This window comes from Testudinibacter sp. P80/BLE/0925, from assembly GCF_053570785.1.
Window position 1 is genome coordinate 382,087 of record NZ_CM131636.1, and the last position, 13,700, is coordinate 395,786.

13 protein-coding genes are annotated in these 13,700 nt (G+C 48.3%); 5 read left to right on the forward strand and 8 right to left on the reverse strand.

Annotated features, from left to right (window positions below; translation table 11 throughout):
* Positions 1–7: 7 nt before the first annotated feature.
* Positions 8–2,047 (reverse strand): oligopeptidase A, encoded by a 2,040-nt coding sequence (prlC, locus tag ACWA5Z_RS01840; RefSeq protein WP_431053636.1) that lies wholly within the window; start codon positions 2,045–2,047, stop codon positions 8–10.
* A gap of 131 nt (positions 2,048–2,178) precedes the next feature.
* Between prlC and ACWA5Z_RS01845 the strand changes: the two genes are divergently transcribed.
* Both ACWA5Z_RS01845 and gorA read left to right on the forward strand, forming a co-directional pair.
* Positions 2,179–3,018: a 23S rRNA (adenine(2030)-N(6))-methyltransferase RlmJ gene (locus ACWA5Z_RS01845; protein WP_431053637.1), complete on the forward strand. Its 840-nt coding sequence runs from the start codon at positions 2,179–2,181 to the stop codon at positions 3,016–3,018.
* A gap of 120 nt (positions 3,019–3,138) precedes the next feature.
* Positions 3,139–4,494 carry a glutathione-disulfide reductase gene (gene gorA / locus ACWA5Z_RS01850; RefSeq protein WP_431053638.1) on the forward strand — a complete coding sequence of 452 codons (1,356 nt, stop codon included), beginning with the start codon at positions 3,139–3,141 and terminating at the stop codon, positions 4,492–4,494.
* A 353-nt stretch (positions 4,495–4,847) separates the two neighbouring features.
* On the opposite strand, the gene ACWA5Z_RS01855 is transcribed toward gorA, so the two are convergent.
* Both ACWA5Z_RS01855 and trmL read right to left on the reverse strand, forming a co-directional pair.
* Positions 4,848–5,471 carry a LysE/ArgO family amino acid transporter gene (locus ACWA5Z_RS01855; RefSeq protein WP_431053639.1) on the reverse strand — a complete coding sequence of 208 codons (624 nt, stop codon included), beginning with the start codon at positions 5,469–5,471 and terminating at the stop codon, positions 4,848–4,850.
* A 9-nt stretch (positions 5,472–5,480) separates the two neighbouring features.
* Entirely contained in the window at positions 5,481–5,963 is a 483-nt protein-coding gene (trmL, locus tag ACWA5Z_RS01860) for a tRNA (uridine(34)/cytosine(34)/5-carboxymethylaminomethyluridine(34)-2'-O)-methyltransferase TrmL (RefSeq protein WP_431053640.1), read from the reverse strand.
* Between the two features lie 124 nt (positions 5,964–6,087).
* On the opposite strand from trmL, the gene mutM reads away from it, so the two are divergent.
* On the forward strand, positions 6,088–6,909 hold the full coding sequence (gene mutM, locus ACWA5Z_RS01865; RefSeq protein WP_431053641.1) for a bifunctional DNA-formamidopyrimidine glycosylase/DNA-(apurinic or apyrimidinic site) lyase: 822 nt from the start codon (positions 6,088–6,090) through the stop codon (positions 6,907–6,909).
* Positions 6,910–7,067: 158 nt separating this feature from the next.
* Here the strand turns inward: mutM and ACWA5Z_RS01870 are convergent, their stop codons facing one another.
* The gene (locus tag ACWA5Z_RS01870) at positions 7,068–8,129 is read right to left on the reverse strand and encodes a glycosyltransferase family 9 protein (RefSeq protein WP_431053642.1); all 1,062 of its coding nucleotides are present in this window, start codon (positions 8,127–8,129) and stop codon (positions 7,068–7,070) included.
* Positions 8,130–8,214: 85 nt separating this feature from the next.
* On the opposite strand from ACWA5Z_RS01870, the gene ACWA5Z_RS01875 reads away from it, so the two are divergent.
* Positions 8,215–8,934, forward strand: coding sequence for a 3-deoxy-D-manno-octulosonic acid kinase (locus tag ACWA5Z_RS01875; RefSeq protein ID WP_431054270.1), 720 nt, complete (start codon positions 8,215–8,217; stop codon positions 8,932–8,934).
* 10 nt (positions 8,935–8,944) lie between these two features.
* On the opposite strand, the gene coaD is transcribed toward ACWA5Z_RS01875, so the two are convergent.
* Both coaD and waaA read right to left on the reverse strand, forming a co-directional pair.
* Complete coding sequence (gene coaD / locus ACWA5Z_RS01880; protein ID WP_431053643.1) at positions 8,945–9,430, reverse strand: pantetheine-phosphate adenylyltransferase; 486 nt, start codon at positions 9,428–9,430, stop codon at positions 8,945–8,947.
* Between the two features lie 10 nt (positions 9,431–9,440).
* Complete coding sequence (gene waaA, locus ACWA5Z_RS01885; RefSeq protein ID WP_431053644.1) at positions 9,441–10,724, reverse strand: lipid IV(A) 3-deoxy-D-manno-octulosonic acid transferase; 1,284 nt, start codon at positions 10,722–10,724, stop codon at positions 9,441–9,443.
* A gap of 93 nt (positions 10,725–10,817) precedes the next feature.
* On the opposite strand from waaA, the gene ACWA5Z_RS01890 reads away from it, so the two are divergent.
* Positions 10,818–11,594 (forward strand): glycosyltransferase family 2 protein, encoded by a 777-nt coding sequence (locus ACWA5Z_RS01890; protein ID WP_431053645.1) that lies wholly within the window; start codon positions 10,818–10,820, stop codon positions 11,592–11,594.
* A gap of 2 nt (positions 11,595–11,596) precedes the next feature.
* On the opposite strand, the gene ACWA5Z_RS01895 is transcribed toward ACWA5Z_RS01890, so the two are convergent.
* Both ACWA5Z_RS01895 and ACWA5Z_RS01900 read right to left on the reverse strand, forming a co-directional pair.
* Complete coding sequence (locus ACWA5Z_RS01895; RefSeq protein ID WP_431054271.1) at positions 11,597–12,631, reverse strand: glycosyltransferase family 9 protein; 1,035 nt, start codon at positions 12,629–12,631, stop codon at positions 11,597–11,599.
* 13 nt (positions 12,632–12,644) lie between these two features.
* Positions 12,645–13,691 carry a glycosyltransferase family 9 protein gene (locus tag ACWA5Z_RS01900; protein WP_431053646.1) on the reverse strand — a complete coding sequence of 349 codons (1,047 nt, stop codon included), beginning with the start codon at positions 13,689–13,691 and terminating at the stop codon, positions 12,645–12,647.
* Between the last annotated feature and the right edge of the window lie 9 nt (positions 13,692–13,700).

Below are 13,700 nucleotides of genomic sequence, written 5' to 3' on the forward strand. Positions count from 1 at the left end.
GTGCGGTCTAGCCCGCAATGCCTTTATGTCTTAACAGCGCGTCCAGTTGCGGTTCGCGGCCGCGGAAGCGTTTGAACAGTTCCATCGGTTCTTCCGAGCCGCCGCGGGTGAGAATGTGATCCAAAAAGGCTTGTCCGGTTTGCGGATTGAAAATGCCTTGTTCTTCAAACAGCGAAAATGCGTCGGCGGAGAGCACCTCTGCCCATAAATAGCTGTAGTAACCGGCGGAGTAGCCGCCGGCGAAGATGTGGCTGAACGAATGCGGGGTGCGCACCCAATCGATCGCTTTGAATAGCGAAACTTGATCTTTCACCGTTTTCAGGGTTTGCAACACTTGCGCTCCGCACTTCGGGTCATATTGATAATGCAGGCGGAAATCGAAAATCCCGAATTCCAACTGGCGCAACACGAACATCGCCGCTTGGTAGTTTTTCGCCGCCAGTAGTTGGGTCAGTTTTTCCGCCGGCAACGGTTCGTTGCTTTGGTAATGACCGGAGATAAAATCCAACGCCTCTTTTTCCCAACACCAGTTTTCCATAAACTGGCTCGGCAATTCGACCGCGTCCCACGGCACGCCGTTAATACCGGATACGCCGCCGACATCAATCAGAGTCAGCATATGGTGGATACCGTGTCCGAACTCGTGGAACAGGGTGGTGACTTCGTCGTGGGTGAATAACGCCGGTTTGTCGCCAATCGGGCGGTTAAAGTTGCACACCAAATACGCCACCGGCTTTTGAATCTCGCCGTTGGCTAGGCGTTTGCGCCCGATACAGTCGTCCATCCATGCGCCGCCGCGTTTGTGCGGACGGGCGTATAAATCCAGATAGAAGCTGCCGCGCAGTTCGTTGCTGCGGTCATACAGCTCGAAAAACCGCACTTCGTCGTGCCAGGTATCAATATCAAACCGCTCTTTTGCGGTGATCCCAAAAATACGGTTTACCACCTCAAACAAGCCGCTTAATACCCGATTTTCAGGGAAATACGGGCGCAGTTCCTCATCGTTGATCGCAAACAGGTGTTGTTTCTGTTTCTCGCTGTAAAAGGCAATATCCCACGGCTCCAGCTCGCTGATCCCAAAGGTTTCGGCAGTGTACGCCGTCAGTTCCGCCAGCTCTTTTTCCCCTTGCGGTTTGGCACGGACCGCCAAATTTTCTAAGAAATCCAATACTTGCTGCGGGCTTTGCGCCATTTTGGTGGCGAGGGAGTAATCGGCGTAAGTGGCGAAACCGAGCAGTTGCGCCAGTTCAAAGCGCAGTTGCATAATCTCTTCGATTAACGGGCTGTTGTCCCACGTGCCGGCGTTCGGGCCTTGATCGGAAGCGCGGGTGTTGAAGGCGCGGTACATCTCTTCGCGCAAAGTGCGGTTTTCGCAATAGGTCATCACCGGCAGATAGCTTGGAAATTCCAAGGTGAAACGGTAACCGTCCAGCTCTTTGCTTTGCGCCGCCGCTTTCGCCGCCTGCAATGCCGATTCCGGCAAGCCTTGCAGCTCACTTTCGTCGCTAATCACTTTGTCCCAGCCCATGGTGGCGTCGAGCACATTGTTGCTGAATTGCGAACTGAGTTCGGACAAGCGCGCCACGATTTCGCCGTAGCGTTGTTGTTTTTCCGGCGGCAAAGCAATGCCCGACAGTTCAAAATCACGCAAGGTGTCGTTAATCGATTTTTGCTGTGACAGCGACAGCTCGGCGAACTCGGCGCTGTTTTTCAGCTGCGAATACGCTGCGAACAGCCCTTGATGTTGCCCGATCCAGGTGCTGTATTCGGATAATAACGGCAGGCAGGCTTGATAGGCTTCGCGCAGTTCGGGGCTGTTTTTCACCGCATTTAAATGGCTGACCGGCGACCAAGCGCGCCCTAAACGGTCGCCGGCTTCGCTTAACGGCTGCACGAAATTGTCCCAGCTAAAGTGCGGTTGTTGCAGCACCTGTTCCACGGTTTGGCGAGCTTCGGCGATCAGTTGTTCAATCGCCGGCACGATGTGTTGCGGTTCAATTTGCGAAAAGTGCGGTAAACCGCATTGATTTAATAATGGATTGTTCATAATTTCTCTTATTTGCGATTGTTTTTAAATAAAGTGCGGTATGTTTTACCTGAATTCAAGCGAAGAATAAAGAAAAAGCACGCAAAGTGCGGTAAACTGTCGCCAATTTTAAAAATAGGAAAGGACTAACTATGCTGAGCTATCGCCACAGCTTTCATGCCGGGAATCACGCCGATGTGCTGAAACACCTGGTGCTGGTGCGGATGATTCGTGCGCTGCAACAAAAAGAGAAAGGCTTTTTTTACCTCGATACCCATGCCGGGGTCGGGCGTTATAATCTGACCGGCTATGAGGCGGAAAAAACGGCGGAATATTTGGACGGCATTGCCCGTTTGTGGCACCGGGACGATCTGCCGCCGGAAGTGGCGGATTATGTGGCGCAAATTAAAAAACTCAATCACGGTGCGCAATTGCGCCATTATGCCGGTTCGCCGCTGATTGTCGCCAATTTATTGCGCCCGCAAGATCGCGCCTTGCTGACCGAGCTGCACCCGGGCGATTTTCCGTTATTGCGCAATAATTTTAAACAATATGAAAATGTTACCACCAAGCGCGACAACGGTTATCAGCAGCTGAAAGCCGCCCTGCCGCCGAAAGAGCGGCGCGGGTTGGTGCTGATCGATCCGCCGTATGAATTGAAAGAGGATTACGAATTGGTGGTGCAGGCGATTGTAGAGGGTTACAAACGCTTTGCCACCGGCACTTATGCGATTTGGTATCCGGTGGTGCTGCGTCAACACGTTAAGCGTATTGTGCGCGGCTTGGAACAGAGCGGCATTCGCAAAATTTTGCAGATCGAACTGGCGGTGCGCCCCGATTCCGATCAGCGCGGAATGACGGCAAGCGGCATGATTGTGATTAATCCGCCGTGGACATTGGAAGCGGAAATGAAAGCGACCTTGCCGTATTTAGCCAACACCCTTGCGCCGGAAACCGGCGCGTGGAAACTGGACTGGATCACGCCGGAATAAGCGGAAAAGAGCAGATTGTTACCGACAATCAAAATAATTAGTTTTATTGAATGGTTTTTCGTGCGCGTATTCGGCAGAATGGGCGCAATTTATTATCAGTTTTTGACAAGGACAAGGATTATGAGCAAACATTACGATTATCTGGCAATCGGCGGCGGCAGCGGCGGTATCGCTTCGATTAACCGTGCGGCGAGCTACGGCAAAAAATGTGCGATTATCGAAGCGAAATATCTCGGCGGCACTTGTGTCAACGTCGGTTGCGTGCCGAAAAAAGTGATGTGGCACGGGGCGCAAATCGCCGAGGCGATTAACCTGTATGCGCCGGACTATGGCTTTGATGTCAAATTGAACGGCTTTGATTTTGCCAAATTGGTTGAAAACCGCCAAGCCTATATCGGACGGATTCATCAGTCCTACGAGCGGGCGCTGGGCAACAACAAGGTCGATGTGATTCAGGGTTTTGCCAAATTCGTCAACAGCAACACGGTGGAAGTCAACGGTGAACGGATCACTGCCGATCATATTTTGATTGCCACCGGTGGTCGCCCGTCTATGCCGAACATCAAAGGGGCGGAATACGGTATCAATTCCGACGGCGTATTTGCGTTAAACCAACTGCCGAAACGCGTGGCAGTGGTCGGTGCAGGTTATATCGCGATCGAACTTGCCGGGGTGCTGCACAGCTTAGGCGTGGAAACCCACCTGTTTGTGCGCCAACACGCACCGTTGCGCAATTTTGATCCGCTGATTGTGGAAACCTTGCTGGAAGTGTTGACCAGCGAAGGCCCAACCCTGCACACCCACGCCATTCCGCAGGAAATCGTGAAAAATGCCGACGGCAGTTTAACCGTGAAACTGGAAGACGGACGTGAGCAAACTGTCGATACCTTGGTTTGGGCTATCGGGCGAGAACCGATGACCGATAACATTAATCTTGCCGCGGCAGGGGTGGAAACCAATGCCAAAGGTTATATTACGGTGGATAAATTCCAAAACACCAATGTCAAAGGCATTTATGCGGTCGGCGACAACACCGGCGCAGTGGAATTAACCCCGGTGGCTGTGGCGGCGGGTCGCCGTTTGTCCGAGCGTTTATTCAACAATAAACCGAACGAACATTTGGATTACAACCTGATCCCGACCGTGGTGTTTAGCCACCCGCCAATCGGCACCATCGGTTTGACCGAACCGCAAGCGATTGCGCAATATGGCGAAGCCAATGTGAAAGTGTATAAATCCTCTTTCACGGCGATGTACACCGCCGTGACCCAACACCGCCAACCGTGCCGTATGAAACTGGTTTGCGTCGGTCCTGACGAAAAAATCGTCGGCTTGCACGGCATCGGCTTCGGCGTGGACGAAATGATTCAAGGCTTTGCCGTCGCCATCAAAATGGGCGCAACCAAAGCCGACTTCGACAACACCGTCGCCATTCACCCGACCGGCTCGGAAGAGTTTGTGACTATGAGGGGTTAATGTCGAAAACCCACCTGCATACGTTCGTACTGTAGAAAAACTGAGAGGCCAGGGCATCGTTCTCTGGCCTTTGTTTATTCACTCATATATCCCCAAAACTTTCACATGTGAAAGTATCAATAACGTTCACTAATCACAGTAAACGCTCAAACTGCCCTGGTACATTACAGGCCTTAGGATCTCGATAGCTATAGCAGATACTGGATGAACCAACAGTTATTACAAAGTTAATCCCGTGGTTTATTTGATCAAATCAGACGATGTACATATAGGTGGCGAAATCATCACTGAACAAGACTCCATAGAGTTTCTGAATGGCCGAAATTTAGGACCATTGCCAACCGCACTTGAATTTATAATAATCCTAAGGCATAACGCGCCAAGCTAAAGGCGATCAGCCACATAATACAGCCGATAGCGAAATCCAACACCCGCCAGGTTTTCGGGCGTTTGAACAGCGGAATCAACAGGCGTGCGCCGTAGCCCAAGCCGAAGAACCATAAGCCGGAGGCAAACACCGCGCCGAGTAGAAATTGCAATTTTTGCTCAAATAACAAAGTGGAGGCGATGCCGCCGATAATCACCACGGTGTCTAAATAGACGTGCGGATTGAGCAGGGTTAAGCCAAGGGTGATCAATACGATTTTGACCGCACTTTGCGGTGGTCGCTCAGTTTTGTCGAGGCTTAAACCGCTGGTGCCTTGATAAGCACTGCGAAACGCGCGCGCACCATAAACCAATAAAAACAGCGCGCCGACCACCGCCAAGGCTAAGGTTGCGCTCGGGTTTTGACCGATTAAGCTGCCAAATCCCAGCACGCCAATACCAATCAAAACAAAATCACACAGAAAACAAGTGAGCGCGACCCAGAAAATATTTTGTTTCAGCAAGCCTTGTTTTAACACGAATGCATTTTGCGCGCCAATCGCGATGATCAGGCTGGCGCTGACAAAAAAGCCTTGTAATAACTGTTCCATATTGCCTTCTTAACCCGCCAAATTGGGGTTAACTGCATTTTCAAACCCCAATTGCCGCCAGGCTTCATACACCGTCACCGCCACCGCATTGGATAAATTCATGCTGCGGCTGTTCGCCACCATCGGCAGGCGGATTTTCTGTTGCTGCGGCAAACTGTCTAAAATCGGACGCGGAATGCCGCGGCTTTCAGGACCAAACATTAAAAAATCGCCGAGCTGATAGCGCACTTGCGCATGATTGGCAAAACCTTTGGTGGTTAGGGCGAATAAGCGGTTAGGCTGCGCTTGCTGCATAAAGGTTTCAAATGACGGGTATTTTTTAATCTCGGCAAATTCGTGGTAATCCAATCCGGAACGGCGCAGTTTTTTGTCGTCCCAGGCAAAACCTAGCGGCTCGATCAGGTGCAAACGAAAACCGCAGTTGGCACATAATCGGATAATATTGCCGCTGTTTTGCGGAATTTCCGGTTCGTATAATACAATGTCTAACATAATCTCAATTAATCAGGTTCAAAAACAGAGGCAAACTATACCACTCTCGCCTATTTAAACAAGTGCTGAAAGTGCGGTTAAAATTGGATAAAATACCCCATTCGAACCCAAAAAGAGAACAACCATGCCTGAATTACCCGAAGTCGAAACCACCCTGCGCGGCATTGCGCCGTTTGTGTTGGGGCAGCCAATCGAGCAAATCCGCGTCCACCGCAGCAAATTGCGTTGGGAAGTCAGCCCGGAACTGAGCGAGTTTTACAACGTGCGCGTCACCGGCTTGCAACGGCGCGCCAAATACCTGATTTTAGAAACCGAACAAGGTTATATCATCGGGCATTTGGGCATGTCCGGTTCGCTGCGGATTGTGGATATGGATGATGAAAGTGCGGTGCGTGATAAACACGATCACCTCGAATTTATCTTCGGCAATGGCAAAATTTTACGCTACAACGATCCGCGCCGCTTTGGCGCATGGCTGTGGACGGAGACGCTGGACGGTTTTCCGCTGTTTGCCAAACTCGGGCCCGAGCCGCTGTCGGAGCAATTTAACGCCGACTATTTCTGGCAAAAAAGCCGTAACAAAAATACGCCGATTAAATCCTTTTTGATGAACAATGCGGTGGTGGTCGGCGTGGGCAATATTTACGCCAATGAAACCCTGTTCCTGTGCGGCATTCACCCGCTCACGCCGCCCAGTCGATTAACCCGTGCGCAATGTGCGCAGTTGGTCGAACAGGTGAAACAGGTATTAAAAGACGCAATCCGTCAAGGCGGCACATCCTTGAAAGATTTTGTCCAACCGGACGGTCGCCCCGGTTATTTTGCGCAACAGCTGTATGTTTACGGCAAAGCCGGCGAACCTTGCCCGACCTGCGGCACCAAAATCGAAAGTGCGGTTATCGGGCAACGGAATAGTTTTTATTGTCCGAGATGTCAGAAGTTATAACGGTAAGGACTGCTCTGTTCCCTTCTCCCTTGATGGGAGAAGGTGTCCGCAGGACGGATGAGGGTGAAAGAAACCGCAATGTAGCCCCCTCATCCTGATTATCGCTTCTGAACGACGCGATAATCTGCCCTTCTCCCACAAGGGGAGAAGGGGGATTATCAACTCATTCCCAACAATCCTTTCATCTGCGCAATCACCGCTTCCGCCTTAATCTGCCGCATTAAATCCTTGCCTTTGGCGCGTGTTGCCCAAGGCAGTTCTGCGGACGGTTTGCCGTATTGCGCTTGGATATTTTGTTCGTACACCGACACCACATTGGCAAGATTGTTATAGGGTGCGGTGCGCAGCGGATTATGAATGGCGTACAGTCCGATCACCGGCGTGCCTTGTGCGGTTGCCATATGTGCCGGGCCGGAATCGGGCGAAATCAGCAAATCCACTTTGCCGATTAATGCCAACAGTTGCAACAACGAGGTTTTGCCGACCACATTGGTCAGGGCGAAACCGCACTTTTGCTCGATTTCAGCCGCCATGGCGATCTCACGTGGCGCAGGCGAACCGGCGAGAATCACGTTAATATTCTGCTCGGCAGCGTAACGTACCAGCGCAACATAGCCTTCGACCGTCCAATCCTTTTCCGCTTTACTGGAACAGGGGCAAATCAGCAGGTTTTTGCGTTGCGGATCAAGCAATTCAGCAGCAAACGTTTGATCCGCCTCGCTCAATGGAATCTCCCAACTAAGCTGCCCCGGCGGCACGCCGATTTCGCGCGCAAAGGCTAAAAATCCGTCCAAAACGTGCGGTTTGCTCGGTTCACTGATTTTGCGGTTAGTGAACAGCCACTGCCCCTCGCGCGCGCGCTGTTTGGCGAAACCGATTTTATAGCGCGCTTTAATCCCGAGTGATAACACCGAGGCACGAAGTGCGGTTTGCATATTCAGCAAAACATCGAAATGCTGCGATTGCAACTGCCGCCAAACCGCCAATACCCCGCGCCAACCGCTTTTTTTATCAAACACCACCGTGTTGATATTCGGCAGCACCGAAACCAGCTGCGCTTCGGTTTTGCCGACAATCCAAGTGATTTCGCTGCTTGGGTAGTACCGCTGAATCTGCTGCACCATCGCAATCGCATTACAGACATCGCCTATCGCCGACAGGCGCAAGATACAGATTTTCTTCGGGGCTGAAGTTTGGCTAAAAAGCGGTTGTGTTTGCATAGGGTTAACTTATTTTTTAATTGGGATTTTCGTTATTCTAAAGTAAAATCGAAAAATGATCATTTCTTACTTGAATGGTGACATCATGCCTTATCTGCAACACGCTAACCACTACTTTTTACTCAATGTCGAAACCGCACTTACGCCGGAACAGTTGTTTGATATTCACTTTTGGCAGCAACAACAGCGGGTGATTGGGCAGGCAAAGGGGCGTGGTATCACTTGGTTTTTGCAGGCGCAAGATTTGGACATCGGTAAAAATTTGGCGTTGCGCCACTATTATCGCGGCGGTTGGTCGGCAAAATTTAACCGTGATCGCTATTTTGACCGTTCGTTAAAAAACAGCCGCAGTTTTAGCGAATTCAAGATGTTGCGCCGTTTGCATAAGGCTGGCTTGCCCGTGCCGCAGCCGATTGCCGCGCGCACCATTAAAAAAACCATCGGTTATCAAGCCGATATTTTAATTGAACGCATTGCCGATTCGCAGGATTTGACGGCGGTGCTGCAACAACAAACCTTGTCGGACAGCCAATGGCAGGAGATCGGCGAACTCATTCGGCAAATGCACGATTTACAAGTGTGCCACCGTGATCTGAATGCGCACAATATTTTGCTACAGCAGCAACACGGGCAACAAAAATTCTGGCTGATTGATTTTGATAAATGCGCTTTTCTCAGTGGCGCGAGTTGGAAACAAAGCAATTTGGAACGGCTACACCGCTCTTTTGCCAAAGAAGTCGGCAGAATGCGGATTCAATTCAGTGAGCAGAATTGGCAACAACTGCTCACCGGTTATAACTTCTAATACTTAGCCGCTAACCTTGAGCGCGCTTTTGTTGCAATGCTTGATAAACCACTTGCGGCACCAGGGCTTGGGTGTCGCCGCCGTGTAAGCTGATTTCGCGGATCATGGTGGAGGAAACATACGACCAGCGATCAGACGGTGGGAAGAACAGGCTTTCCACGCCGTTGGTCAGCAAACGGTTTAAATGCGACAGTTGTAATTCATATTCAAAATCCGCCACCGCACGCACGCCGCGAATAATCGCTTTCACTTGATATTGCTTAATCACATCGGCTAATAAGCCGGAAAAGCCGATCACCTCGACATTGGTTAAATGTTGCGTCGATTGACGCACCAGCTCAATCCGCTGTTCCAACTCAAACAGCGGTTTTTTACTCGGGCTCGCCGCCACCGCCACCAAGATTTTCGGGAACAGTAACGCACTGCGTTCAATAATATCTAAATGCCCGTTGGTAATCGGGTCAAATGTGCCGGGATAAATCACGGTGGTTTGCATTTTCAACGTCCTATTTTTCAAGATAAGGGCGCAATAATAACATTAAGCGATCCAATGCGCCGCGGTTTTTGACTAACACTTGATAGCCGGCTTCGCCATATTGCCGCGCTCGTTGCGGTTCAGCCAGCAAACGCGCAACGCTTTCCGCCAGCAGCCCACTCTGCGCCTCAATTTCGATCACGCCACGCACACGGCGTAATTCGCCGAAGACTTCGGGGAAATTAAAGGTATGCTTGCCGGCGATCACCGGCAGTTTAAACGCCAACGGTTCGAGCGGATTGTGTCCGCCAATCGGCAGCAAACTGCCGCCGACAAAAGCAAGATCGCTGATACCGTACATCAACATCAGCTCGCCCATGCTGTCGATTAACGCCACTTGCGTGTTGTCCATCGGGGCTTGCCGTGCGGAACGGCGCACCGCACTTAGCCCGGATTTTTCAATCAGTTCGTACACCGCTTGAAAACGTTCCGGATGGCGCGGCACCAGCAGCAACAATAAATCGGGGTAGCGTTGCAATAAAGTGCGGTGCGCTTCCAACACAATTTCATCTTCGCCCTGATGGGTGCTGGCGGCAATCCAAACCGGACGTTTGTGCGGCAACCATGTTTGGCGCAATTGCGCAATTTGTTGCTGCAATACCGCACTTAGGCTTAAATCATATTTTAAATTGCCCATCACCGTCAGATGTGATTGGTCGTAATCCAAACTTAAATAACGGCTGGCACTAATGCTGTCTTGTGCCGCAATATGCGTAATTTCAGACAACATCGGGCGCAAAATCGTTTTCACTTTGCCATAGCGGCGCGCCGAACGGGCGGACAGGCGCGCATTGGCAACGATAAACGGAATATTGCGCCGGGCTGATTGATGGATAAAATTCGCCCATAATTCGGTTTCCATCACTAAACAGAGTTTTGGCTGCACAAAATCGAAAAAGCGTTTCATGGCTGTCGGCGTGTCGTAAGGTAAATAAATATGCGTGACTTTATCGCCAAATGTCGATTTCACTCGTTCAGAACCGGTCGGCGTGACAGTGGTTAAAGTAATTGCCAAGTGCGGATAATCGTTTAACAACGCATTCACCAACGGACGCGCCGCCATCACTTCACCAACCGAAGCGGCATGAATTAACACCCCATTCGGCTGCGGCTTACGGTACTTCGCCGAATAAAAAGCATAACGCTCATTCAACCGCTGCCGATACGCAGGAGCTTTACGGCTGCGGTAAAGAGTAAACAGCAAGACGAAGGGCTGAAGCAAATAGAGCAACAGACTGTAAACATAACGTATCATAGCGTATTTTCCGATAATAAAGTTAGCTGGGATTATACCCTATTCCCAACTTCTGTTAATATAGCGCAAACTATCTGAGATAAAGGATTTTCCATGTCAAAACACACTCTTGCCGTTGCGTTGATTGTCAAAAATGAAGAAAAACACCTTGCCGCCTGTTTGGATACCGTGAAAGGCTGGGTTGATGAAATCGTGATTTTAGACTCGGGCAGTCAGGATCAAACTGAAAATATTGCCCGCCGTTATACTAATAAATTCTATCAGAACCTTGATTGGCAAGGCTTCGGCAAACAACGCCAACTGGCGCAGCAATATGTTACGAGCGATTATGTGTTATGGTTAGACGCCGACGAACGTATCACCCCTGAATTGCAGCAGGCGATTCAACAGGCGGTGAACGCAGATAAACCGAATGTCTTATATCAAATCGGGCGTTGCAGCGAAGTTTTCGGGCGTGAAATCCGCCATTCGGGCTGGTATCCGGATTGGGTTTTGCGCTTATACCGCACTTCGGCAACACAATATAACGATTCGTTAGTTCATGAAAAAGTGATCGAACCGGCTGGTTTTACGATTGAGCAATTATCGGGGGATTTGCGCCATTATACCTATGAAAACTTACATCATTATCTAACCAAATCCGCATTTTATGCACAGGCTTGGGCAGAACAACGACAGCAAGCGGGAAAACGTGCCAGTTTATCGCAAGGCATTACTCACGCCATCACCTGTTTTATCAAAATGTATCTACTCAAACGCGGATTTTTGGACGGGAAACAGGGATTTTTATTAGCGATGCTATCGGCACATTCGACTTTTGTCAAATATGCCGATTTATGGGTTCGCAACCAGACTAAAACAAAAAATTAGTCCTATTGCCAATGTTTTTGTACAAATGGAATGATCTCAGCAACTACATCTAAAGGACGAATAGATTGCATTTCATTGGCTTCAATCTGTCCGCTCGTCGGCATGAATGCCAAATGGCGCTCGGATTGATTAATCGGTTGCCAACGTAATGCTTTCGCCGAACGCTTGCTCGGAAAAAAGCCGACGGTCAAACCGTTCAAGGCAGCAGTTAAATGCAATGGTCCCGTTGAACCGGCAATAAACAGATCGGCACAAGCCAAAGAGCGGGCAAAATCCACCAAACCATCATTTTTGGCATAAATTTTCACCTGCTCCGGGCTAAGTTGCGCCAATTCTGCCAGTTGCTCTGCTTTTTCTTTCTCTCCCGGACCCGCAGTTAAAATAATCTGACAAGGTAGTTTTTTAACGAGTTCCCGAATAATCTCGGCATATTGCGATAGATTTAAATTATTAGCCGAACCACCCGTACCGGCGTGTACAAAAATCCATTTTTTATCTGGCACTAAACCCAGTAAATCGACTAATTTTTGCTTTTGTTGCACCAATTCCTGCACGGAAAATGTCAGATAAGGCGCTTGCGGCTCAAGTGCGGTGATATGTTGATCCTGCAAGAACGCGCGAATAAGATCCAAATTATATTGATATTCCGGCTTTAATGATTGTGAGCGGCGTTGCTTAATACGTTTATTATATAAAAATTGAATAATTTTGGTTGCCGGTGCTAAACGATAGGGAATTTTTGCTTTCCATGCCAATAACGCATTATAACGATCCGAAAACAGATTAATCACCGCATCAAATCGCTGTGCACGCACCGCTTGCAGGGTTCGATTTTGCGCCGTTTTCTCACCATTTTTCCCTGCGTCAATAATCACCTCATCAATATAAGGACAAAGTCGCGCTAAATCCGCAGTATAAGTTGGCACAAGTGCGGTAATTTGGCTATTCGGCATAGATTTTTTTAACATGGCGAAACTCGGCCACGCCAACATAAAATCACCTAATTTATCATTTCTGACTACTAAAATTTTTTTCATCATCACGTCCTACTTATTTGAACCAATCTGCGGAAATATCAGCAATTTGAATTTGATTAATATTATCCGGATAAAATAAGATATGTGTTTCCGCCTGATTATTTGGATGCCAATGGGCAAAATTAATCGGATCTTTTTGTTTATCTTGATAAAAAGCAATGAGTTTTTTATTTAATCCACTGGCAATATGCACAATTGAAGTATCAGGTGAGATCACCCATTCCGCCTGTCGAATAATTGCAATGGAATCAAAAATCGTTTTTGTATCTTGATAAATAATAATATTATCGTATTGCGCAGCAATAGACTGTAATTGCGCAGTGACTTGTGGATAGGTCAATAATGCTATCGTTTTTTGTGGGCAAAGTGCGGTTAGCTGCGTTAATAATGCGGTAATATTAGTATGGTTTAATTTTCTTGAACTGGCAGCGCCAAAACAATTGATTGCAATGAATGGTATTGTCTTATATTGCTGCAGAAATTCACTAATATTTTTTTCACTTTGCGTATCGCAAGGCACATCATATTGTTGATTAATATTTTCAATCCCTAACAAGCGCAACGCATTGGCATAAACATCGGCAAAATGTTGCCCAGAGATATTCATATTTAAATTAAACAACTGATAGTCTTGTTTCTGATAACCGAGATTAATTTTGGCATTAATTAGCCGAATTAATAATAAGTCACGATTACGCAAAAAAATGGTTGGGTCAATCAAGGCGTCATATTTTTCTTTTCTTATCTGCAAAGCAACACGAATGTAATCAAAAATATTCTTCTTTTTTACACGATAAATCTGATCAATATTGGTATTACGGGAAAAAAATGTATCATCACTACAAACAACACCAATTTTTATATTAGGATTGTCTTTTTTTAATTCGCGGAAAACAAAAGAACTCACAATATAATCACCGATTTTTCCATCTTGACGTAAAAACAAAATGCTTTTTATCGGCAAGATATCTGTAACCGTATATTCCTTTTTTCTTTTATCTAAAATTAACTTGCCTAAGGTAATACGAAAATGGCGTAATAATGTTTTCAGCTTTTTCATAAGATTTCC